The organism is Bacillus sp. ISL-55 (assembly GCF_018613155.1).
Classification (GTDB): Bacteria; Bacillota; Bacilli; order Bacillales; family Cytobacillaceae; genus Mesobacillus.
The window spans coordinates 13,419-33,598 of the sequence record NZ_JAGGQU010000034.1; the positions used below are offsets into that span (position 1 = coordinate 13,419).

The 20,180-nt window shown below is 43.1% G+C and carries 33 protein-coding genes; all 33 read right to left on the minus strand.

The window, feature by feature from the left end:
- Positions 1-303: 303 nt before the first annotated feature.
- The 33 genes from rplQ to rpsG all read right to left on the minus strand — a co-directional run bounded on the left by rplQ (position 304) and on the right by rpsG (position 20,160).
- Positions 304-666, minus strand: coding sequence for a 50S ribosomal protein L17 (gene rplQ / locus J7E32_RS16170; protein ID WP_214784119.1), 363 nt, complete (start codon positions 664-666; stop codon positions 304-306).
- A 77-nt stretch (positions 667-743) separates the two neighbouring features.
- The gene (locus J7E32_RS16175; protein WP_214909286.1) at positions 744-1,688 is read right to left on the minus strand and encodes a DNA-directed RNA polymerase subunit alpha; all 945 of its coding nucleotides are present in this window, start codon (positions 1,686-1,688) and stop codon (positions 744-746) included.
- Positions 1,689-1,863: 175 nt separating this feature from the next.
- Positions 1,864-2,253 (minus strand): 30S ribosomal protein S11, encoded by a 390-nt coding sequence (gene rpsK / locus J7E32_RS16180; RefSeq protein WP_044393872.1) that lies wholly within the window; start codon positions 2,251-2,253, stop codon positions 1,864-1,866.
- Between the two features lie 24 nt (positions 2,254-2,277).
- Positions 2,278-2,643 (minus strand): 30S ribosomal protein S13, encoded by a 366-nt coding sequence (gene rpsM, locus J7E32_RS16185; protein ID WP_214909288.1) that lies wholly within the window; start codon positions 2,641-2,643, stop codon positions 2,278-2,280.
- Positions 2,644-2,666: 23 nt separating this feature from the next.
- Positions 2,667-2,780: a 50S ribosomal protein L36 gene (rpmJ, locus tag J7E32_RS16190; RefSeq protein WP_003156543.1), complete on the minus strand. Its 114-nt coding sequence runs from the start codon at positions 2,778-2,780 to the stop codon at positions 2,667-2,669.
- 34 nt (positions 2,781-2,814) lie between these two features.
- Entirely contained in the window at positions 2,815-3,033 is a 219-nt protein-coding gene (gene infA / locus J7E32_RS16195) for a translation initiation factor IF-1 (protein ID WP_019157108.1), read from the minus strand.
- 227 nt (positions 3,034-3,260) lie between these two features.
- The gene (map, locus tag J7E32_RS16200) at positions 3,261-4,007 is read right to left on the minus strand and encodes a type I methionyl aminopeptidase (RefSeq protein WP_214909299.1); all 747 of its coding nucleotides are present in this window, start codon (positions 4,005-4,007) and stop codon (positions 3,261-3,263) included.
- Positions 4,007-4,657: an adenylate kinase gene (locus J7E32_RS16205; protein ID WP_214909301.1), complete on the minus strand. Its 651-nt coding sequence runs from the start codon at positions 4,655-4,657 to the stop codon at positions 4,007-4,009. The genes map and J7E32_RS16205 overlap by 1 nt, the downstream gene beginning before the upstream one ends.
- 57 nt (positions 4,658-4,714) lie before the next feature.
- Positions 4,715-6,010, minus strand: coding sequence for a preprotein translocase subunit SecY (secY, locus tag J7E32_RS16210; protein ID WP_214909303.1), 1,296 nt, complete (start codon positions 6,008-6,010; stop codon positions 4,715-4,717).
- Positions 6,010-6,450: a 50S ribosomal protein L15 gene (rplO, locus tag J7E32_RS16215; protein ID WP_041966516.1), complete on the minus strand. Its 441-nt coding sequence runs from the start codon at positions 6,448-6,450 to the stop codon at positions 6,010-6,012. Before rplO ends, secY begins: the two co-directional genes overlap by 1 nt.
- Before the next feature lie 31 nt (positions 6,451-6,481).
- Positions 6,482-6,664, minus strand: a complete 183-nt coding sequence (gene rpmD, locus J7E32_RS16220) for a 50S ribosomal protein L30 (protein ID WP_023626413.1) — start codon at positions 6,662-6,664, stop codon at positions 6,482-6,484.
- A 13-nt stretch (positions 6,665-6,677) separates the two neighbouring features.
- The gene (gene rpsE / locus J7E32_RS16225) at positions 6,678-7,178 is read right to left on the minus strand and encodes a 30S ribosomal protein S5 (protein ID WP_214909310.1); all 501 of its coding nucleotides are present in this window, start codon (positions 7,176-7,178) and stop codon (positions 6,678-6,680) included.
- A 24-nt stretch (positions 7,179-7,202) separates the two neighbouring features.
- Positions 7,203-7,562: a 50S ribosomal protein L18 gene (gene rplR, locus J7E32_RS16230; RefSeq protein WP_192472775.1), complete on the minus strand. Its 360-nt coding sequence runs from the start codon at positions 7,560-7,562 to the stop codon at positions 7,203-7,205.
- Between the two features lie 32 nt (positions 7,563-7,594).
- Complete coding sequence (gene rplF / locus J7E32_RS16235) at positions 7,595-8,131, minus strand: 50S ribosomal protein L6 (RefSeq protein ID WP_214909312.1); 537 nt, start codon at positions 8,129-8,131, stop codon at positions 7,595-7,597.
- Between the two features lie 32 nt (positions 8,132-8,163).
- Positions 8,164-8,562, minus strand: coding sequence for a 30S ribosomal protein S8 (rpsH, locus tag J7E32_RS16240; protein ID WP_023626417.1), 399 nt, complete (start codon positions 8,560-8,562; stop codon positions 8,164-8,166).
- A gap of 30 nt (positions 8,563-8,592) precedes the next feature.
- On the minus strand, positions 8,593-8,778 hold the full coding sequence (rpsN, locus tag J7E32_RS16245) for a 30S ribosomal protein S14 (RefSeq protein ID WP_009499044.1): 186 nt from the start codon (positions 8,776-8,778) through the stop codon (positions 8,593-8,595).
- Between the two features lie 25 nt (positions 8,779-8,803).
- A complete protein-coding gene (gene rplE / locus J7E32_RS16250; RefSeq protein ID WP_041966519.1) occupies positions 8,804-9,343 on the minus strand; it encodes a 50S ribosomal protein L5 in 540 nt (179 codons plus the stop codon).
- 26 nt (positions 9,344-9,369) lie between these two features.
- On the minus strand, positions 9,370-9,681 hold the full coding sequence (rplX, locus tag J7E32_RS16255; RefSeq protein ID WP_125482132.1) for a 50S ribosomal protein L24: 312 nt from the start codon (positions 9,679-9,681) through the stop codon (positions 9,370-9,372).
- Between the two features lie 34 nt (positions 9,682-9,715).
- Positions 9,716-10,084 (minus strand): 50S ribosomal protein L14, encoded by a 369-nt coding sequence (rplN, locus tag J7E32_RS16260; RefSeq protein ID WP_023626420.1) that lies wholly within the window; start codon positions 10,082-10,084, stop codon positions 9,716-9,718.
- A gap of 40 nt (positions 10,085-10,124) precedes the next feature.
- Positions 10,125-10,388, minus strand: coding sequence for a 30S ribosomal protein S17 (rpsQ, locus tag J7E32_RS16265; RefSeq protein ID WP_023626421.1), 264 nt, complete (start codon positions 10,386-10,388; stop codon positions 10,125-10,127).
- A gap of 19 nt (positions 10,389-10,407) precedes the next feature.
- Positions 10,408-10,608, minus strand: coding sequence for a 50S ribosomal protein L29 (gene rpmC / locus J7E32_RS16270; protein WP_023626422.1), 201 nt, complete (start codon positions 10,606-10,608; stop codon positions 10,408-10,410).
- Positions 10,598-11,032, minus strand: a complete 435-nt coding sequence (rplP, locus tag J7E32_RS16275; RefSeq protein WP_214909320.1) for a 50S ribosomal protein L16 — start codon at positions 11,030-11,032, stop codon at positions 10,598-10,600. Before rplP ends, rpmC begins: the two co-directional genes overlap by 11 nt.
- A 1-nt stretch (position 11,033) precedes the next feature.
- Positions 11,034-11,690 carry a 30S ribosomal protein S3 gene (gene rpsC, locus J7E32_RS16280; RefSeq protein ID WP_144481258.1) on the minus strand — a complete coding sequence of 219 codons (657 nt, stop codon included), beginning with the start codon at positions 11,688-11,690 and terminating at the stop codon, positions 11,034-11,036.
- A 3-nt stretch (positions 11,691-11,693) separates the two neighbouring features.
- Positions 11,694-12,035, minus strand: coding sequence for a 50S ribosomal protein L22 (rplV, locus tag J7E32_RS16285; RefSeq protein ID WP_023626425.1), 342 nt, complete (start codon positions 12,033-12,035; stop codon positions 11,694-11,696).
- Positions 12,036-12,053: 18 nt separating this feature from the next.
- The gene (gene rpsS / locus J7E32_RS16290; RefSeq protein WP_023626426.1) at positions 12,054-12,332 is read right to left on the minus strand and encodes a 30S ribosomal protein S19; all 279 of its coding nucleotides are present in this window, start codon (positions 12,330-12,332) and stop codon (positions 12,054-12,056) included.
- Positions 12,333-12,389: 57 nt separating this feature from the next.
- Entirely contained in the window at positions 12,390-13,220 is an 831-nt protein-coding gene (gene rplB / locus J7E32_RS16295) for a 50S ribosomal protein L2 (protein ID WP_214909322.1), read from the minus strand.
- Positions 13,221-13,249: 29 nt separating this feature from the next.
- Positions 13,250-13,537 (minus strand): 50S ribosomal protein L23, encoded by a 288-nt coding sequence (gene rplW / locus J7E32_RS16300; protein WP_176167189.1) that lies wholly within the window; start codon positions 13,535-13,537, stop codon positions 13,250-13,252.
- The gene (gene rplD, locus J7E32_RS16305; RefSeq protein WP_167834095.1) at positions 13,534-14,157 is read right to left on the minus strand and encodes a 50S ribosomal protein L4; all 624 of its coding nucleotides are present in this window, start codon (positions 14,155-14,157) and stop codon (positions 13,534-13,536) included. Before rplD ends, rplW begins: the two co-directional genes overlap by 4 nt.
- 26 nt (positions 14,158-14,183) lie before the next feature.
- Positions 14,184-14,813, minus strand: coding sequence for a 50S ribosomal protein L3 (gene rplC / locus J7E32_RS16310; RefSeq protein WP_023626430.1), 630 nt, complete (start codon positions 14,811-14,813; stop codon positions 14,184-14,186).
- A gap of 38 nt (positions 14,814-14,851) precedes the next feature.
- On the minus strand, positions 14,852-15,160 hold the full coding sequence (gene rpsJ, locus J7E32_RS16315; RefSeq protein ID WP_207503082.1) for a 30S ribosomal protein S10: 309 nt from the start codon (positions 15,158-15,160) through the stop codon (positions 14,852-14,854).
- Between the two features lie 1,090 nt (positions 15,161-16,250).
- Positions 16,251-17,438, minus strand: coding sequence for an elongation factor Tu (gene tuf / locus J7E32_RS16320; RefSeq protein ID WP_214909324.1), 1,188 nt, complete (start codon positions 17,436-17,438; stop codon positions 16,251-16,253).
- A 124-nt stretch (positions 17,439-17,562) separates the two neighbouring features.
- Positions 17,563-19,641, minus strand: a complete 2,079-nt coding sequence (fusA, locus tag J7E32_RS16325) for an elongation factor G (RefSeq protein ID WP_214909331.1) — start codon at positions 19,639-19,641, stop codon at positions 17,563-17,565.
- A gap of 48 nt (positions 19,642-19,689) precedes the next feature.
- Positions 19,690-20,160 (minus strand): 30S ribosomal protein S7, encoded by a 471-nt coding sequence (gene rpsG / locus J7E32_RS16330; RefSeq protein WP_214909338.1) that lies wholly within the window; start codon positions 20,158-20,160, stop codon positions 19,690-19,692.
- Between the last annotated feature and the right edge of the window lie 20 nt (positions 20,161-20,180).

The window sequence follows — 20,180 nt, forward strand, 5'->3', positions numbered from 1 at the left end:
CAACTGCAGGTCCTATAAGGACTGGGGAGAGGTACATGAGCTAGACGAGACAGGCAGAACAGCTCCGATTATAAATAGATGAAGCATCTATTCCTAACCGATTCAGGACAGTCCTGAAGTAACCGGCCGATGAGGCCAGTGAACTCATCTTTCCAAGTGGCCTGCTCATCATAACGCTCGTTTTGGCTTGTGCTGCTTTATTAGTTTTCGACAGAGGCGTTTGACCTCAGTATAAGAAAAAAAGGGGATGAAACAAGTTTGTATAAACTGTCCATCGCCCTTGTTTGAGTGTGTTTAATGGTATTAAACTAACTCGATAATTACCATTGGTGCACCATCACCGCGACGTGGTCCAAGTTTCATTATACGAGTGTATCCACCTTGGCGCTCAGCATAGCGTGGAGCGATGTCAGCGAATAATTTTTGAACTGCATCCTGGTTTGTTTCAGCGTTTGCAACTTCGTTACGAACCCAAGAAGCTGCTTGACGGCGAGCATGAAGGTCTCCGCGCTTTCCAAGAGTAATCATTTTCTCAACAACTGAACGAAGTTCTTTCGCACGTGTTTCAGTAGTTTCAATACGCTCATTGATAATCAAATCAGTTGTTAAGTCACGTAACATTGCTTTACGCTGGGCACTTGTGCGTCCTAACTTTCTGTATCCCATGAGTGTTTCCCTCCTTTGTTGAAGTCATAAGCCGGCAGTGTAACGACTGTCAGCAAAATGGCCGGTCAATCAATAACTCAGTCATCTTTGCGTAAGCCTAAGCCTAGCTCTTCTAGTTTTGCTTTTACTTCTTCTAGTGATTTTCTGCCTAGGTTGCGAACCTTCATCATATCTTCCTCTGTCTTATGAGCAAGCTCCTGGACAGTGTTGATACCGGCACGCTTTAAGCAGTTATATGAACGAACAGAAAGGTCAAGTTCTTCAATTGTCATTTCCAGAACTTTTTCTTTTTGGTCTTCTTCTTTCTCTACCATGATCTCAGCGTTTTGAGCTTCGTCAGTCAAACCAACAAAAATGTTCAAGTGCTCAGTCAGGATCTTTGAACCTAGTGCAATAGCTTCCTTAGGACCAGTGCTGCCATCTGTCCATACGTCAAATACCAGCTTGTCAAAATTCGTCATTTGCCCTACACGAGTGTTTTCTACTTGATAAGATACGCGTGAAACCGGTGTATAGATTGAGTCGATTGGAATGACACCGATCGGCTGGTCTTCCCGCTTGTTTTGGTCAGCAGGATTGTATCCGCGGCCTCTTCTTGCATTAAGGCGCATACGCAATGAACCTTTGCTTGAAAGAGTAGCGATATGAAGATCCGGATTAAGGATTTCAACGTCACTATCATGCGTGATTGCAGCTGCAGTTACTGGACCCTCACCCTGTAAGTCGATTTCAAGTGTCTTCTCTTCATCAGAGTAGATTTTCAACGCTAATTTCTTAACGTTTAGAATGATTGATGTTACATCTTCCACGACGCCTTCAATTGTTGAGAACTCATGAAGTACTCCATCGATTTGAATCGATGTGACAGCTGCACCTGGGAGTGAGGATAATAGGATACGACGTAAGGAGTTACCCAAAGTTGTACCATATCCACGCTCAAGCGGTTCTACGACAAACTTGCCGTACTTGGCATCATCGCTGATCTCAACCGTTTCGATTTTTGGTTTTTCTATTTCGATCATCAAATATACCCTCCTTCAAAACGTCGAAACCCCGGCAGGTTCTTACCTTACCGAAATTCCCCCATGTATACGTTCCCGTTTGTGCACAACAACTGGATTAATAATTTCTGTATACCTAGAAAATATTTGTATCATATCCCATTATAGACAGGACTACAAATTCTATACAGAAAAATTAAACACGGCGACGTTTTGGCGGGCGGCAGCCGTTATGTGGAACCGGAGTTACATCTCTAATAGCTGTAACTTCAAGACCTGCAGCTTGAAGAGCACGAATTGCTGCTTCACGACCTGCACCTGGTCCTTTAACAGTTACCTCTAAAGTTTTTAAACCATGTTCCATCGAAGTTTTAGCTGCAGCTTCAGCTGCCATTTGTGCTGCGAATGGAGTGGATTTACGTGAACCCCTGAAACCAAGCGCACCTGCACTAGACCATGATAATGCATTACCATGTACGTCTGTAATAGTTACGATAGTATTGTTGAAAGTTGAACGAATATGCGCAACTCCACTTTCAATATTCTTTTTGACGCGGCGTTTGCGTGTATTAGTTTTACGAGCCATTTAAATGTTACCCTCCTTTACGTATTATTTTTTCTTGTTAGCTACAGTCTTACGTGGGCCTTTACGAGTACGTGCGTTGTTCTTCGTGTTTTGACCGCGAACAGGCAAGCCACGACGATGACGCAAGCCACGGAATGAACCAATCTCCATTAGACGCTTGATGTTTAATGAGATTTCACGGCGAAGGTCTCCCTCAACCTTTAACTTGTCGATGATATCACGGATTTTGTTAAGTTCTTCTTCTGTAAGATCGCGAACGCGAGTGTCTTCAGAAACACCAGCTTCAGCTAGAACCTTCTCAGCAGTTGGTCTGCCGATTCCGTAAATGTATGTTAAAGCAATAACTACACGCTTTTCACGTGGAATATCTACACCAGCAATACGTGCCATCTAGATGCGCACCTCCTTTAATATTATCCTTGTTTTTGTTTATGTTTAGGGTTTTCACAGATCACCATAACTTTGCCTTTTCTGCGAATAACTTTACATTTTTCACAGATTGGCTTAACAGATGGTCTCACTTTCATTACTCTAACCTCCTTGATAGTACGGAGTCACGGTTTATTTAAAGCGGTAAGTAATTCTTCCGCGAGTCAAATCATATGGAGAAAGCTCTACTGTTACTTTATCTCCTGGCAGGATACGAATGAAGTGCATTCTTATTTTACCGGAAACATGAGCCAACACTGTATGACCATTCTCTAATTCTACCTTAAACATTGCATTAGGCAAAGTTTCTAATACTGTGCCTTCAATTTCAATTACATCATCTTTCGCCATAAACTGGTCTCCCTTCTTTATTCAAATCGTATTAAATCAAATACTCCGCGTTGACGGAATGTAGCTTCCTATTTGTGACACGTTCTAAGCAGCATGCAATTGAGAATATCATTGAGAAATACTCAACCTTATGATTATATCATAAAGCTGGCATCCCGTCCGCATAGAAATCACATTTCCGCCTATTTAAAGACTAAAAAACAGATCCAGACGGCCAATCACTGCAATCAGGCTTTGGTTAATATCTCAAAACCAGTTTCTGTGATCGCGATTGTATGCTCAAAATGGGCACACATTTTACCGTCAACCGTTACAACAGTCCAATCATCGGCTAACGTATTAACATAGCGGCTTCCTGCGTTCACCATCGGTTCTATACATAGAACCATTCCAGGCTTCAGCCTAGGTCCTCGGTTAGGAGGTCCGTAATGAGGAATTTGCGGGTCCTCATGCAATTCTTGCCCAATTCCATGGCCGACATACTCACGAACAATAGAAAAGCCTTCTGATTCCACATACGTTTGAATCGCATGGGAGATGTTCGAAAGACGTTCTCCTGGCTTAGCTTCTTTCAAGCCTCTGAACAACGACTCTTCAGTCACGTCCAATAGACGCTGGGCTTCCTCATCTATCTTTCCTACCGGATAAGTCCAAGCAGAGTCCCCGTGGTATCCGTTGTACTTAGCTCCGATATCAATACTGATGATGTCACCTTCATTAAGAACCCGTTCGCCAGGTATCCCGTGAACTAGTTCGTTATTGACTGATGCACAGATGCTGCCGCGAAAACCATTATAACCTTTAAAAGAAGGAGTTGCACCGCGTTTGAGGATAAAATCCTCTGCAATGGCATCCAGCTCTTTAGTTGTAATGCCAGGAGCAATATGCTTTTTCAACTCCTGGTGTGTCATCGCTACAATGCGACCTGCTTCTCGCATAATCTCTATTTCACGAGAGGTTTTACAAACGATCATTAATTTAAGCCCCCAAGCAACTCTTCGATATCAACAAATACGACATCAATGTCTTGCTGACCGTTAATATTGCGTAAGTAGCCTTTATCTTCATAGAAGTTCAACAGAGGCTTTGTTTGCTGGACATTTACATCCAGACGGTTCTGAACAGTTTCGGCGTTATCATCAGCGCGCTGGTAAAGCTCGCCGCCACAACGGTCACATACACCTTCCTTTGCAGGAGGGTTGAACACAAGGTGGTAGGTAGCGCCGCAGTTCTTACAAATCCTGCGTCCTGTCAGACGTTCCATTAAGATGCTTTGATCAACATCAATGTTGATGACATAATCGATTTTTTTGCCAAGATCAGCAAGCATGCTGTCCAGTGCTTCAGCCTGTGCAACTGTACGCGGGAAACCATCAAGAAGGAATCCATTTTCACAGTCTTCTTTGCTTAAGCGTTCCCGGACAATCCCGATCGTTACTTCATCAGGAACGAGCTCTCCCTTGTCCATAAATGATTTTGCCTGTAATCCAAGTTCCGTTCCTTCTTTGATAGCTGCACGGAACATATCTCCTGTTGAGATATGAGGGATGTTGTATTTACCAACAATTTTATCGGCTTGCGTGCCCTTCCCGGCACCCGGAAGCCCCATCAGAACCAAATTCACAAGATTTCCCCCCTCAGTCTCTATTAAAGATTAAGGGAACCAGGAGTCCCCTAAATCTTATTTTATAAAGCCTTTATAATGGCGTTTTACCAGTTGAGCTTCAAGCTGCTTCATCGTTTCAAGCGCAACGCCGACCACGATTAGCAAGCTTGTTCCGCCAATCTGTACAGATTGAGGCAGACCAGCAAACTTAATGAAGAATACTGGCAGCACAGAGATCACTGAAAGGAAGATCGCACCGACAAATGTCAGGCGGTAAAGTACCCTTGTCAAGTATTCCTGTGTGTTTTTGCCCGGACGGATGCCTGGGACATATCCACCTTGCTTCTTCAGGTTTTCGGCAACCTGTTCAGGATTCACCTGGATGAACGCATAGAAATACGTGAACGCAATGATCAATGCCACATAGACGATCATGCCGATCGGCTGTGTATAATCAAACGTCTTCTGGATCCAAAGTGTCACATCATTCGTGCCGAAGAACTGAGCGATTGTCGGAGGTGTAACGATAAACGAAATCGCGAAGATTACCGGGATGACACCAGCAGCATTCACTTTCAATGGAAGGTGAGTGTTCTGGCCGCCAACCGCGTTGTTTCCTGCGCTCATGCGTTTAGCGTACTGGATTGGTATTTTACGATTTGCCTGTTGGATGAAAATAACACCCACAACGATAGCGATAACAGCCAATAGAATAAGCAGCATAGTTACAATGCGAAGGAACAATGCGTCCCCTGCATCTGAAAACTGCTGTGCATAAATCTGGTTGACCATTGTCGGAATACCGGCAACAATACCTGCAAAGATAATGATTGAAATACCGTTCCCTACGCCTTTTGCTGTGATCTGCTCACCGAGCCACATAAGAAATGCAGTTCCGGCAGTCAAGACCGTAGCAATCAGCAAGTAAGTAGTGATACCGGCATTCTGGATTAATAATCCACCTGCCATATTGTTAAAGCCATAAGACATACCAAGTGCCTGGATAAAACCAAGAACGATCGTGAAATAGCGGGTAAACTGAGCTAATTTACGGCGTCCGACTTCTCCTTGTTTCGACCATTCGGTAAACTTTGGCACAACATCCATCTGCAAGAGCTGAATGATGATTGAAGCGGTGATGTACGGCATGATTCCCATCGCGAAGATAGAGAAGTTCTGCAGCGCACCGCCACCGAAAGTATTCAGCACACCGAAGACACTCATGTCATCCTGTGCCTTTAAAATATCTGCATTTACGCTCGGTACAGGAATAAATGTACCAAGACGAAATACAATCAACATTAAAAGGGTGAAGAGAATTTTATTTCTAATTTCACCCACGCGCATAAAATTGGAGATTGTCTGGAACATTAAATCACCTCAGTTTGACCGCCGGCAGCTTTGATCGCTTCTTCGGCTGCAGAGGAGAACTTATGAGCTTTAACAGTTAGTTTCTTTTCAAGGCTTCCTTTAGCAAGTACTTTAATACCCGCTAATTCTTTCCTGACAAGACCTGTTTCAATTAAAAGTTCTGGAGTCACTTCAGTTCCATCTTCGAATACGTTCAAAGCATCAAGGTTAACGACTGCGTACTCTTTGCGGTTGATGTTCGTGAAACCGCGTTTCGGCAAGCGTCGGAATAAAGGAGTTTGACCACCTTCAAAACCAGGGCGTACACCGCCGCCAGAACGAGCGTTTTGACCTTTATGACCTTTACCAGCAGTTTTACCTTGGCCAGAACCGATACCACGTCCTAGACGTTTGCGTTCTTTACGGGAACCTTCTGCAGGCTTTAATTCATGAAGTTTCATGTTGGCACCTCCTTATTTTAAAAAGGATAATTTATTTTTCGTTTACAGTAACAAGGTGAGAAACTTTGTTGATCATGCCGCGGATTGCTGCATTATCTTGTTGCTCAACTGTTTGGTTCATTTTACGTAAGCCAAGAGCCTTAACTGTTTCGCGCTGATCTTGCGGACGGCCGATCAGGCTGCGAGTGAGGGTAATTTCTAATTTGTTAGCCATTTGATTTCCCTCCTTATCCTAACAGTTCTTCCACAGATTTACCGCGTAGTTTTGCTACGTCTTCTGCACGCTTAAGTTGAGATAGACCTTCAAGAGTTGCACGAACCATGTTGATTGGAGTGTTAGTTCCAAGTGACTTAGACAGGATGTCAGCAACACCTGCTAATTCTAGTACCGCACGAACTGGTCCGCCAGCGATAACTCCAGTACCTTCAGAAGCAGGCTTCAGAAGGATCTCACCAGCACCAAAGTGTCCGATGACCTGGTGTGGAATTGTAGTACCAACCATAGGTACTTGGATTAGGTTCTTCTTCGCATCTTCGATAGCTTTGCGAATCGCTTCAGGTACTTCTTGTGCTTTACCAGTACCCATACCGACATGACCGTTTTTATCTCCTACTACTACTAGAGCAGAAAAACGGAAACGGCGTCCACCTTTAACAACTTTAGCAACACGGTTAATCGTAACTACGCGTTCTTCAAGTTCAAGTTTGTTTGGATCAATACGACGCATCTTTGTATGTCCCTCCTTTTTGTATTAAAATTCTAAGCCGTTTTCGCGGGCAGCATCAGCAAGAGCTTGAACGCGGCCATGATAGAGGTATCCGCCACGGTCAAATACTACTGACTTATAACCTTTTTCTACAGCACGCTTAGCGATCAATTCACCGATTTGCTTTGCTGCTTCCAGGTTATTGCCTTCAACATTAACTTCTTTATCTAAAGTAGAAGCACTCGCTAGAGTTACTCCCTTTACATCGTCGATTAGTTGAGCATAAATGTGCTTGTTTGAACGGAACACATTTAGACGAGGACGAGCTTCAGTTCCGCTAAGTTTCGCACGGACACGACCATGTCGTTTACGGCGAGTAGCGTTTTTATCAGCCTTCGTAATCATTTACGTCACTCCTTTCGTTAACCTATGCGGCATTACTTACCTGTTTTACCTTCTTTGCGGCGTACATATTCGCCTTCATAACGAATACCTTTGCCTTTGTAAGGCTCTGGTGGACGTACGTCACGGATGTTAGCTGCCAATGCGCCAACACGCTCTTTGTCAGTTCCTTTTACAATCACCTTAGTGTTTGTAGGGACTTCGATTTCAAGGCCTTTTTCTGCCTCGATTTCAACCGGATGAGAGTATCCTACGTTAAGTACAAGCTTGTTACCTTGCTTAGAAGCACGGTAACCGACACCTACTAGTTCAAGACCTCTTTCGAATCCTTTAGATACACCCTCAACCATGTTAGCAAGAACCGCACGAGTCGTTCCGTGCAATGCACGATGTTCTTTGTTATCAGTTGGACGAGAAATGTTGATTACGTTCTCTTCGATCTTGATTTCGATGTCAGAGTGAAAAGTACGAGACAATTCACCTTTTGGTCCTTTTACTGTTACGTGATTGTTATCAAGAGTAACAGTAACACCAGCTGGAATTTCAATTGGTTTTTTACCTACGCGTGACATTTGTTGCACCTCCATTCATTCAGAAAAATCTATTACCAAACGTATGCTAGAACTTCTCCGCCCACTTGCTTAGCGCGAGCTTCTTTGTCAGTTAAAACGCCGTTTGAAGTTGAAACTAGAGCAATACCTAAACCGTTAAGTACGCGTGGTACTTCAGTTGATTTTGCATAAACGCGAAGACCTGGCTTACTGATTCTCTTAAGACCAGTGATAACACGCTCATTGTTTGCACCGTACTTCAAGAAGATACGGATGATACCTTGCTTATTGTCTTCGATATATTCAACGTCACGCACGAAACCTTCACGCTTAAGGATTTCAGCGATTTCTTTTTTAATGTTAGAAGCAGGTACTTCTAATTTTTCGTGACGAACCATATTCGCATTACGAATACGAGTTAGCAAATCTGCAATCGGATCTGTCATGACCATTTAATTTACCTCCTTCCAGAGCTTTCAGTTTTACCAGCTAGCTTTTTTCACACCAGGAATTTGTCCTTTGTATGCTAATTCACGGAAACAAATACGGCAAAGCTTAAATTTGCGGTATACAGAGTGCGGACGGCCGCAGCGCTCACAGCGAGTGTACTCTTGTACTTTGTATTTAGGCGTGCGTTTTTGTTTCGCAATCATTGATTTCTTAGCCACGTTTTCGCCTCCCTCTTATTAGAGATTACTTTTGAAATGGCATTCCGAATTGTGTTAATAGTTCACGAGCTTCTTCATCAGTGTTAGCAGTCGTTACAATAACAATGTCCATGCCACGTACTTTATTTACTTTATCGTAATCAATTTCAGGGAAGATTAACTGTTCTTTAACACCAAGTGTGTAGTTGCCGCGACCATCGAAAGACTTCTTAGAGATTCCGCGGAAGTCACGTACACGTGGTAAAGATACTGAAATTAACTTGTCGATGAATTCGTACATGCGCTCACCGCGAAGTGTTACTTTCGCACCGATTGGCATACCTTCACGAAGACGGAAGCCAGCGATTGATTTCTTAGCACGAGTCACGACCGGCTTTTGACCAGTGATCGTTGCTAATTCCTCAACTGCAACATCAAGAGCTTTAGCGTTGGCAACAGCGTCACCTACACCCATGTTGATTACGATCTTTTCAAGTTTAGGAACTTCCATGATTGACTTATAGTTAAACTTGCTCATAAGAGCAGGAGTAATTTCATTGTTGAACTTTTCTTTTAGGCGGTTCATCGATTGTACCTCCCTTCTTCAATAGACTATTTATCTAGAACTTCACCGGATTTTTTAGCAACGCGTACCTTCTTGCCGTTCTCGACAGTGTAACCAACTCGGGTTGGCTTGCCAGATTTCGGATCTACAGGCATTACGTTTGATACATGGATAGGTGCTTCCTGGTTCAAGATTCCACCTTGTGGATTTACTTGAGAAGGCTTAGCGTGTTTTTTCACGATGTTAATTCCTTCTACAAGAACACGGCTTTGCTTTGGAAAAGCTTCAAGGATGATCCCTGTTTTGCCTTTGTCCTTACCAGAGATGACCATTACTTTGTCACCTTTTTTTACATGCATCTGTGTGCACCTCCTTAAAGGCATTTGAAATAGATTATAGTACTTCTGGAGCTAATGAAACGATCTTCATGAAGTTGTTGTCACGAAGCTCACGTGCAACTGGTCCGAAGATACGAGTACCACGAGGACTCTTATCGTCACGGATGATTACACAAGCATTCTCGTCAAATTTGATGTAAGAACCGTCAGTACGGCGCATACCAGTTTTTGTACGAACGATAACTGCTCTGACAACGTCACCTTTTTTAACAACGCCACCTGGTGTTGCCTGTTTCACTGTGCAAACGATAACGTCTCCGATATTAGCAGTCTTACGGCCGGAACCGCCAAGAACCTTAATAGTAAGAACTTCACGAGCACCTGAATTGTCAGCAACTTTTAAACGTGTTTCCTGTTGGATCATGCGAGTAACCTCCCTTCGGAATAAACCTTAATCCGAACAATTAGATAATAACAGCTTTTTCCACCACTTCTACAAGGCGGAAGCGTTTTGTGGCAGATAGCGGACGAGTTTCCATGATACGTACTACGTCGCCGATTTTTGCCTCGTTTTGCTCATCATGAGCTTTGAATTTCTTAGAGTATTTTACACGCTTGCCGTATAAAGGATGCTTTTTGTATGTCTCAACAAGAACAGTAACAGTTTTGTCCATCTTGTCAGATACTACGCGTCCAGTATAAACTTTGCGTTGGTTGCGTTCACTCATTGTGAGAACCTCCTCTCAATTATCTGTTAACGCCGATCTCTCGTTCACGAATTACAGTTTTCATGCGAGCAATCGCTTTGCGTACTTCACGAATGCGAGCTGTGTTTTCAAGTTGTCCAGTCGCTAATTGAAAGCGCAGGTTGAATAGCTCTTCTTTTAATGATTTAACTTTTTGTTCAATTTCAGCAGTGGTAAGGTCACGAATGTCATTAGCTTTCATTAGATTCACCACCAATTTCTTCTCGTTTAACAAACTTGCACTTTACAGGAAGCTTGTGTGCTGCAAGGCGTAATGCTTCGCGTGCGATTTCTTCAGAAACGCCAGCAACTTCGAACATTACTTTGCCTGGTTTAACAACTGCTACCCAACCTTCAGGAGCACCTTTACCAGAACCCATTCGGACTTCTAGAGGCTTTGCAGTATATGGCTTGTGAGGGAAAATCTTAATCCAGACTTTACCGCCACGTTTCATGTAACGAGTCATTGCAATACGGGCAGATTCGATTTGACGGTTCGTGATCCAAGAAGCTTCAAGAGATTGCAAACCGAATTCACCGAAGTTTACTTCAGTACCGCCTTTAGCTTGACCGCGCATCTTGCCACGGTGTTGACGGCGATATTTAACGCGTTTAGGCAATAACATATTATTTGCCTCCTTCCTCAGTTTTCTTCTTCGTAGGAAGGACCTCTCCACGATAAATCCATACTTTAACGCCTAGCTTACCGTAAGTTGTATCTGCTTCAGCAGTAGCATAATCGATATCGGCACGAAGAGTATGAAGTGGAACTGTTCCTTCGCTGTAGTGTTCTGAACGAGCGATGTCTGCACCGCCAAGACGTCCTGAGACCATTGTCTTGATACCTTTAGCGCCAGCACGCATTGCACGTTGGATAACTTGCTTTTGTGCGCGACGGAAAGATACACGGTTTTCCAATTGGCGTGCAATGTTTTCTGCAACCAATTTCGCATCGATATCAGCTTTTTTGATTTCAAGAATGTTTATATGAACACGTTTCCCTGTCAGTTCGTTTAGCGCTTTACGAAGTGCTTCAACTTCTGTACCACCCTTACCGATTACCATTCCTGGCTTCGCTGTGTGGACAGTTACATTCAAGCGGTTTGCAGCGCGCTCGATTTCTACTTTAGAAAGAGAAGCATCGCGTAAACGCTTAGTGATGTACTCACGAACCTTAAGGTCTTCGTGTAAAAGATCAGCGTAGTCTTTGCCTGCGTACCATTTTGATTCCCAATCACGAATGATTCCGACACGCAAACCGACTGGATTTACTTTTTGACCCACTGATTATCCCTCCTTCTTTTCTGATAAAACGATAGTAATGTGGCTAGTACGTTTGTTAATAGCACTTGCACGGCCCATAGCACGTGGACGGAAACGTTTCAACGTTGGTCCTTCGTTAGCGTAAGCTTCCGATACGACAAGGTTATTAACATCCATCTCATAGTTGTGCTCTGCGTTTGCTAATGCAGATTTTAACACTTTATCTACGATTGGAGAAGCTGCCTTAGGGGTAAGGTTTAAGATAGCTACCGCTTCACCAACTTGCTTTCCTCGAATTAAATCTAGAACTAGTCGAGCTTTACGAGGAGCAATACGAACTGTTCTTGCAACAGCTTTAGCTTGCATTTGGATGCCCTCCTCTCATTAACGTCTTGTTTTCTTATCGTCATTACCATGTCCTTTGTAAGTACGAGTTGGAGCGAATTCTCCAAGCTTGTGGCCTACCATGTCTTCAGTGACATAAACAGGTACATGTTTGCGACCATCGTAGACAGCAATCGTGTGTCCGATGAATTGTGGGAAGATCGTTGAACGGCGAGACCAAGTCTTAACAACTTTCTTCGCTTCAGTTTCATTTAACTTTTCGATCTTTGTGATTAAGTGCTCATCAACAAAAGGTCCTTTTTTTAAGCTACGACCCATGATTGAACCTCCCTTCGTGATTGCCCTACGGTTCCCGCGAACCGTAGCCCAATCCCGTTATTTTTTACGACGACGTACAATAAACTTGTCGGATTTGTTTTTCTTCTTGCGAGTCTTGTAACCAAGAGTCGGCTTGCCCCATGGTGACATTGGTGATTTACGTCCGATTGGGGAGCGTCCTTCACCACCACCGTGTGGGTGATCGTTAGGGTTCATTACAGATCCACGTACTGTTGGGCGCTTGCCTAACCAGCGTGAACGACCTGCTTTACCGATGTTGATCAATTCGTGTTGTTCGTTACCAACTTGACCTACAGTCGCGCGGCACTCAGAAAGGATCATACGTACTTCGCCTGAGTTCAAACGAATCAATACATATTTGCCTTCTTTACCAAGAACCTGTGCTGAAGTACCAGCAGAACGAACTAATTGTCCACCTTTTCCAGGCTTCAATTCGATGTTGTGTACTACTGTACCAACTGGGATGTTTGCTAGCGGAAGAGCGTTACCTACTTTAATGTCAGCTGTTGGGCCAGACATAACTTCCATACCTACTACTAGGTTTTTAGGAGCTAGGATATATCTCTTTTCACCATCTACATAATTAATTAACGCAATGTTTGCTGAACGGTTTGGATCATACTCAATTGTGGCAACGCGTCCTGGAATGCCATCTTTTGTACGTTTAAAGTCGATGATTCTGTACTGACGCTTATGGCCGCCACCTTGATGACGAACAGTTAACTTACCCTGGTTGTTACGACCGCCTTTTCTGTGCAACGGAGCAAGCAAGGATTTTTCCGGCTTGTCAGTTGTAATCTCAGCAAAATCAGATGCTGTCATATTACGACGACCGTTGGAGGTAGGTTTGTACTTTTTAATCGCCATTTCGTTTCCCTCCTCTTCTTATTGGATTATTATACTTCGAAGAATTCGATTTCTTTGCTGTCTTGAGTAAGTTTAACGATTGCTTTACGACGCTTATTTGTGTAACCGCCGAACTTGCCCATACGCTTAAACTTACCTTTGTAATTCATGATGTTAACTTTTTCAACGTTAACGCCGAAAATAGTTTCGATCGCGTCTTTAACTTGAGTTTTGTTAGCTCTAGTGTCAACCTCGAAAGTGTACTTCTTCTCAGTCATTAGATCAGAAGAACGTTCTGTAATAACGGGGCGCTTAATGATATCGCGTGCATCCATTATGCAAGCACCTCCTCTACTTTTTCAACAGCTGCTTTTGTCATGATCAGCTTATCATGATTTAGAACATCCAATACGTTGATTCCATCAGCAGTAACAACAGTTACTCCAGGAATATTACGTGCTGAAAGTGCTACGTTCTCTTCAAGACCTGCTGTTACAATCAAGGCTTTCGTGTTAACTGAAAGACCGCTAAGTACGTTTTTGAATTCCTTTGTTTTTGGAGCTTCAAAAGCAAGGCTTTCAAGAACAAAAATGTTTTCAGATTGTACTTTTGATGATAAAGCAGATTTGATTGCTAAACGACGAACTTTTTTAGGCAATTTATAGCTATAGCTGCGTGGAACAGGACCGAATACAGTACCGCCGCCGCGCCATTGTGGAGAACGGATAGATCCTTGACGAGCACGTCCAGTACCTTTTTGTTTCCACGGCTTACGTCCACCGCCCGCTACTTCAGAACGAATTTTAGTTTTATGAGTTCCCTGACGTAATGAAGCTCTTTGCATAACTACAGCTTCGAACATTACGTGGTTGTTAGGCTCAATGCCAAATACTGAATCATTAAGTTCGATTTCTCCAACTTGTGAACCAGTTTGGTTAAATAATGCTACTTTAGGCATTCTTGTTTCCTCCTTTCCTGTAAAAATTACTTAGCTTTTACAGCACCTTTGATTTTTAGAAGGGCTTTTCTAGCACCAGGAACGTTTCCTTTGATTAGAAGAAGGTTACGCTCTGCGTCAACTTTAACGATTTGCAGGTTTTGAACAGTGATCTGCTCTCCACCCATGCGTCCAGGTAGCAATTTACCCTTGAATACGCGGTTTGGAGCAACAGGACCCATTGAACCAGGGCGGCGGTGGTAACGAGAACCGTGAGCCATTGGTCCGCGAGATTGTCCGTGGCGCTTGATTACACCTTGGAAACCTTTACCCTTTGAGATTCCTGTAACATCTACGATATCGCCTTCTGCGAAAATATCAACTTTGACTTCCTGACCAACTTCATATCCTGCTACATCGACTCCGTTTAATTCTTTAACGAAGCGCTTAGGAGCAGTGTTTGCTTTTGAAACGTGGCCTTTTTCAGGTTTGTTGGAAAGCTTTTCGCGCTTGTCTTCAAATCCAAGCTGGATCGCTTCGTAGCCATCTGTCTCAGCAGATTTCACTTGAAGCACTACGTTTGGAGAAGCTTCAACCACAGTAACCGGGATAAGGTCGCCGTTTTCAGCAAATACTTGAGTCATACCGATCTTTCTTCCTAAGATTCCTTTGGTCATTTCAGTCACACCTCCTGTGATTTATAATGATTTATTTATTAAAGTTTGATTTCGATATCTACACCTGATGGCAGGTCTAAACGCATTAGTGAGTCGACCGTTTGTGGAGTCGGATTGATGATGTCAATCAGACGCTTATGCGTACGCATTTCGAACTGCTCACGTGAATCCTTGTACTTATGCACCGCACGAAGAATTGTGTAAATCGTCTTTTCAGTAGGTAGTGGGATTGGACCAGACACCGCCGCACCAGAACGTTTTGCTGTTTCAACAATTTTCTCTGCTGATGTATCAAGAATTCTGTGATCATAAGCTTTCAAACGGATACGAATTTTTTGTTTTGCCATTACTTTCCCTCCTTTTCGCCTATTTTTAAAATAGACATTCTCAGCGAAAATTTCCCACACACTCGCCATGGCAAAGCGGCCGGGTGTGTCAGCAACCTTTCGCTTCATCGCAGTCAAAGACCAACATTGTCTATTATACATAAAACATAACCCAAACGCAAGAAGTATTCCGCTTTTTAATTATGTTTAACACACTTTTACTATTATAGCGGGCGCAATCGTATTTTACAAGTGGAGAAAGAGATTTCTAACTATTTGGACGCGGAGAAAATAATTCCTTTTGAAAGCGAGGACATGATTTCGGAGATTAGTGGCAGTGTATTGGATTGTAGTTATATTATAGAAGGAACTGATTTGAGTATTTGAAAGGAAGTTAATAATGCGTGCGAAAGAGTAGCGTTTACCAGGTTGCATTTAAATTGCTGTCTGGATATCCAGCTATATAGATTCTGATGAAGATTAGCTTAGAAATGTGACGATATACTATTTAAATTCCTTTTTACCTGCACATTATTGGCTTTAATGTGACGATAATCCCTCTGGATTCCTTTTTATCCGCACATTATCAGCTTTAATGTGACGATAACTTCCTCTGGTAACCTTTTTATCCGTACATTATCGGCTTTAATGTGACGATAATCTCTCTAGTTTCCTTTTTATCCGCACATTATCAGCTTTAATGTGACAATTTACCTACTTGATGCTTTATAATCCCCACAATGCCACAGTTGATAAGCCAAGGATCTGTTTGTATCTCTAACAACGGTTTATATTCTATTAATATATTCATAAACACTCTTGTCAAAAATTTTCTATCGGAAACCTTTCAACTCCTACTAAAAAGAATAAACAAACGCTGTTTTGTTAAAATTGCTGTTAAAATCCTAAAGCCGATTTAAACGTAATAAAAACCATTTTGAAGGTCGGTACTAAGTTTGCATGCTCTTCTCTCATAGAAAGAATCAACTTTACGAAAAATAAAGGTCTTGAAATTCTAAATTGTATTCAATAGCTATAAAGTTTAAGAAAAGAGCGTAAATAAAAAAGCAGCTGGATCGTCATCCAGCTGCTTTCATTGTTTTTATAAAAATTACTCTTGAATTGAAGCTACAACGCCAGCGCCTACAGTACGGCCGCCTTCACGAATAGAGAACTTAGTTCCTTCTTCGATAGCGATTGGAGCGATTAGTTCAACAGTCATCTCGATGTTGTCGCCAGGCATAACCATTTCTACGCCTTCAGGAAGGTTACAAATACCAGTTACATCAGTTGTACGGAAGTAGAACTGTGGACGGTAGTTTGTGAAGAATGGAGTGTGACGTCCACCTTCTTCTTTTGAAAGAACGTATACTTCAGCAGTGAACTTTGTGTGTGGCTTAACAGAACCTGGCTTAGCAAGTACTTGACCACGTTGGATATCTTCACGAGCTACCCCACGAAGAAGTGCACCGATGTTGTCTCCAGCTTCAGCATAGTCAAGAAGCTTACGGAACATTTCAACACCTGTTACAGTAGTTGATTTTGGCTCTTCAGTCATACCGATGATTTCGATTACGTCACCGACTTTAACTTGTCCACGCTCAACACGACCTGTAGCAACTGTTCCACGGCCAGTGATTGAGAATACGTCCTCAACAGGCATCATGAATGGCTTTTCAGTGTCACGTGTTGGTGTTGGGATGTACTCGTCAACTGCAGCCATAAGCTCGTTGATTTTTTCTTCCCATTCTGGCTCTCCTTCAAGAGCTTTAAGAGCAGAACCTTTGATAACTGGGATGTCATCGCCAGGGAAGTCGTACTCAGAAAGAAGGTCACGTACTTCCATTTCTACTAATTCAAGAAGTTCTTCGTCGTCAACCATGTCACACTTGTTCATGAATACAACAAGGTAAGGTACGCCTACCTGACGAGAAAGAAGGATGTGCTCACGAGTTTGTGGCATTGGGCCGTCAGCAGCAGAAACTACAAGGATACCGCCGTCCATTTGTGCAGCACCAGTGATCATGTTCTTAACATAGTCAGCGTGGCCTGGGCAGTCAACGTGTGCATAGTGACGAGTTGCAGTTTCGTACTCAACGTGTGCAGTTGAGATTGTGATTCCGCGCTCGCGCTCTTCTGGAGCAGCGTCGATTTGGTCATATCCGCGTGCTTCACCGCCGCCTACTTTTGAAAGTACAGTAGTGATAGCAGCAGTTAGAGTTGTTTTACCATGGTCAACGTGACCAATTGTACCGATGTTAACGTGTGGCTTAGAACGATCGAATTTAGCTTTTCCCATTAGAAAAATCCTCCTTTAATATATGAAAATTAAGTATATTTTAATGTGCTATGGAACAGGAACCCCTATTCCACAGCGTTATGCTTACATTAGTAGTTATACTTGATTAATAGGTGAAAATCAATTATTCACCTTTATTTTTTTTGATGATTTCTTCAGAAACAGATTTAGGAACTTCTTCGTAGTGGTCGAAGTGCATTGAGAACACACCGCGTCCTTGCGTGCTTGAACGAAGGGCAGTTGCATAACCGAACATTTCTGAAAGTGGAACCATCGCACGAACAACTTGAGCGTTACCACGAGCATCCATACCTTCGACGCGTCCGCGACGTGCAGTAATCATACCCATGATATCTCCAAGGTATTCTTCAGGAATAACAACTTCTACCCTCATGACAGGCTCAAGGATAACTGGCTTACACTTGGAAGCAGCATTCTTAAGTGCCATTGAAGCAGCGATTTTAAACGCCATTTCAGAGGAGTCAACATCGTGGTAAGAACCGTCAAACAGTCTTGCCTTGATGTCTACAAGTGGATATCCTGCAAGAACTCCGCGATCTAGAGCATCTTCTAGACCAGCTTGAACCGCTGGGATGTATTCACGTGGAACTACACCACCGACGATACCGTTCTCGAATTCAAAACCTTTTCCTTCTTCGTTTGGAGAGAACTCGATCCAAACGTGTCCGAATTGACCACGTCCACCTGACTGACGTGCGAATTTACCTTCAACAGATGCTGATTCGCGGAAAGTTTCACGGTATGCAACCTGAGGCGCACCTACGTTAGCTTCCACTTTAAATTCGCGCTTCATGCGGTCAACGATGATGTCAAGGTGAAGTTCACCCATTCCAGCGATGATAACCTGTCCAGTTTCCTGGTCAGTGTGTGCGCGGAATGTAGGATCTTCTTCTTGAAGCTTTTGCAATGCAGTTGTCATCTTGTCCTGGTCAGCTTTTGACTTAGGCTCAACTGATAACTGGATTACAGGCTCTGGGAACTGCATGGACTCTAAGATAACTAGAGACTTTTCATCACATAGAGTGTCACCAGTAGTTGTATCTTTCAAACCAACAGCTGCAGCGATGTCGCCAGCGTAAACCGTTGAGATTTCCTGACGGCTGTTCGCGTGCATCTGAAGGATACGTCCGATACGCTCACGCTTTCCTTTGGTAGAGTTCTGGACATAAGAACCAGAATCAAGAGTACCAGAGTAAACGCGGAAGAATGTTAATTTACCAACATAAGGGTCAGTCATAACTTTGAACGCAAGTGCTGAGAATGGCTCGCTGTCATCAGAGTGACGCTCAACTACATCTTCTGTGTCCGGAAGATGGCCCTGGATCGCAGGTACATCAAGAGGAGATGGAAGGTAGTCGATAACAGCGTCAAGCATTAGCTGAACACCTTTGTTTTTGAACGCTGAACCACAGATAACTGGGTAAAACTCAACATTTGTAGTACCTTTACGGATTGCAGCTTTGATCTCTTCGACTGTCAGCTCTTCTCCGCCAAGGTATTTTTCCATTAACTCTTCGTCAAGCTCAGCTACCGCTTCAACTAGCTTTTCACGGTATTCTTCAGCTTGTGCCATATATTCTTCTGGAATTTCCCCAACAGTGATTTCTGTTCCAAGGTCATTACCATAGAAGATTGCTCTCATTTCAACTAAGTCAATGATTGCTTCAAACTCATCTTCAGCACCGATCGGAAGTTGGATCGGGTGAGCGTTAGCTTGGAGACGATCATGAATTGTTGATACAGAGTATAGGAAGTCCGCACCTAGCTTATCCATTTTGTTAACGAATACTACACGTGGAACTCCATAAGTTGTAGCCTGGCGCCAAACTGTTTCTGTTTGAGGCTCAACACCTGACTGTGCGTCAAGTACTGCTACTGCACCATCAAGTACACGTAGTGAACGTTCAACTTCAACAGTGAAGTCTACGTGTCCTGGTGTATCGATGATGTTTACGCGGTGTTCTTTCCAAGAAGCTGTTGTTGCAGCAGAAGTGATCGTGATTCCACGCTCTTGTTCCTGCTCCATCCAGTCCATTTGAGAAGCACCTTCGTGTGTTTCGCCGATTTTGTGAATACGGCCAGTATAATAAAGAACACGCTCAGTTGTTGTTGTTTTACCAGCATCAATATGAGCCATGATCCCAATATTACGAGTTTTTTCTAAGGAGAACTCTCTTGCCATTTGGTCTTTCTCCTTCCTAGTATGAATGTTTTTAGGTTGAAGGTAATTTTACCAACGATAGTGAGCGAATGCTTTGTTTGCTTCCGCCATTTTGTGTGTATCTTCGCGCTTCTTAACAGCAGCACCAGTGTTGTTAGCAGCGTCAAGAATTTCGTTAGCAAGACGCTCTTCCATTGTCTTTTCCCCACGAAGACGTGAGTAGTTAACCAACCAGCGAAGACCAAGAGTTGTACGGCGGTCTGCGCGCACCTCAACTGGTACTTGGTAGTTAGCTCCACCTACACGGCGTGCTTTTACTTCTAGAACAGGCATGATGTTCTTAAGAGCTGCATCGAATACTTCGATTGGCTCTTTGCCTGAACGCTCACGAATGATATCAAAAGCTGAATAAAGGATCTTTTGTGATTTACCTCTCTTGCCATCGATCATCATCTTGTTAATCAAGCGAGTGATAAGCTTTGAGTTATAAATCGGATCCGGCAATACGTCTCTCTTTGCAACTGGACCTTTACGTGGCATGTAATTTCCTCCTTTCAAAA

Bases quoted from the DNA above. Each gene is read 5' to 3' on its own strand.
- rplQ (WP_214784119.1), bottom strand. From the start codon at position 666: ATGGGATACAGAAAGTTAGGACGCACAAGTGCCCAGCGTAAAGCAATG.
- J7E32_RS16175 (WP_214909286.1), bottom strand. From the start codon at position 1,688: ATGATCGAAATAGAAAAACCAAAAATCGAAACGGTTGAGATCAGCGAT.
- rpsK (WP_044393872.1), bottom strand. From the start codon at position 2,253: ATGGCTCGTAAAACTAATACACGCAAACGCCGCGTCAAAAAGAATATT.
- rpsM (WP_214909288.1), bottom strand. From the start codon at position 2,643: ATGGCACGTATTGCTGGTGTAGATATTCCACGTGAAAAGCGTGTAGTT.
- rpmJ (WP_003156543.1), bottom strand. From the start codon at position 2,780: ATGAAAGTGAGACCATCTGTTAAGCCAATCTGTGAAAAATGTAAAGTT.
- infA (WP_019157108.1), bottom strand. From the start codon at position 3,033: ATGGCGAAAGATGATGTAATTGAAATTGAAGGCACAGTATTAGAAACT.
- map (WP_214909299.1), bottom strand. From the start codon at position 4,007: ATGATCGTTTGTAAAACCTCTCGTGAAATAGAGATTATGCGAGAAGCA.
- secY (WP_214909303.1), bottom strand. From the start codon at position 6,010: ATGTTCCAGACAATCTCCAATTTTATGCGCGTGGGTGAAATTAGAAAT.
- rplO (WP_041966516.1), bottom strand. From the start codon at position 6,450: ATGAAACTTCATGAATTAAAGCCTGCAGAAGGTTCCCGTAAAGAACGC.
- rpmD (WP_023626413.1), bottom strand. From the start codon at position 6,664: ATGGCTAACAAATTAGAAATTACCCTCACTCGCAGCCTGATCGGCCGT.
- rpsE (WP_214909310.1), bottom strand. From the start codon at position 7,178: ATGCGTCGTATTGATCCAAACAAACTTGAACTTGAAGAACGCGTAGTT.
- rplR (WP_192472775.1), bottom strand. From the start codon at position 7,562: ATGATTACGAAGGCTGATAAAAACGCTACTCGCCGTAAACGACATGGT.
- rplF (WP_214909312.1), bottom strand. From the start codon at position 8,131: ATGTCACGCGTAGGTAAAAAACCAATTGAAATTCCAGCTGGTGTTACT.
- rpsH (WP_023626417.1), bottom strand. From the start codon at position 8,562: ATGGTCATGACAGATCCGATTGCAGATTTGCTAACTCGTATTCGTAAT.
- rplE (WP_041966519.1), bottom strand. From the start codon at position 9,343: ATGAACCGCCTAAAAGAAAAGTTCAACAATGAAATTACTCCTGCTCTT.
- rplX (WP_125482132.1), bottom strand. From the start codon at position 9,681: ATGCATGTAAAAAAAGGTGACAAAGTAATGGTCATCTCTGGTAAGGAC.
- rplN (WP_023626420.1), bottom strand. From the start codon at position 10,084: ATGATCCAACAGGAAACACGTTTAAAAGTTGCTGACAATTCAGGTGCT.
- rpsQ (WP_023626421.1), bottom strand. From the start codon at position 10,388: ATGAGTGAACGCAACCAACGCAAAGTTTATACTGGACGCGTAGTATCT.
- rpmC (WP_023626422.1), bottom strand. From the start codon at position 10,608: ATGAAAGCTAATGACATTCGTGACCTTACCACTGCTGAAATTGAACAA.
- rplP (WP_214909320.1), bottom strand. From the start codon at position 11,032: ATGTTATTGCCTAAACGCGTTAAATATCGCCGTCAACACCGTGGCAAG.
- rplV (WP_023626425.1), bottom strand. From the start codon at position 12,035: ATGCAAGCTAAAGCTGTTGCAAGAACAGTTCGTATTGCTCCTCGTAAA.
- rpsS (WP_023626426.1), bottom strand. From the start codon at position 12,332: ATGGGTCGTAGCTTAAAAAAAGGACCTTTTGTTGATGAGCACTTAATC.
- rplB (WP_214909322.1), bottom strand. From the start codon at position 13,220: ATGGCGATTAAAAAGTACAAACCTACCTCCAACGGTCGTCGTAATATG.
- rplD (WP_167834095.1), bottom strand. From the start codon at position 14,157: ATGCCTAAAGTAGCATTATTTAACCAAACTGGTTCACAAGTTGGAGAA.
- rplC (WP_023626430.1), bottom strand. From the start codon at position 14,813: ATGACCAAAGGAATCTTAGGAAGAAAGATCGGTATGACTCAAGTATTT.
- rpsJ (WP_207503082.1), bottom strand. From the start codon at position 15,160: ATGGCAAAACAAAAAATTCGTATCCGTTTGAAAGCTTATGATCACAGA.
- tuf (WP_214909324.1), bottom strand. From the start codon at position 17,438: ATGGGAAAAGCTAAATTCGATCGTTCTAAGCCACACGTTAACATCGGT.
- fusA (WP_214909331.1), bottom strand. From the start codon at position 19,641: ATGGCAAGAGAGTTCTCCTTAGAAAAAACTCGTAATATTGGGATCATG.
- rpsG (WP_214909338.1), bottom strand. From the start codon at position 20,160: ATGCCACGTAAAGGTCCAGTTGCAAAGAGAGACGTATTGCCGGATCCG.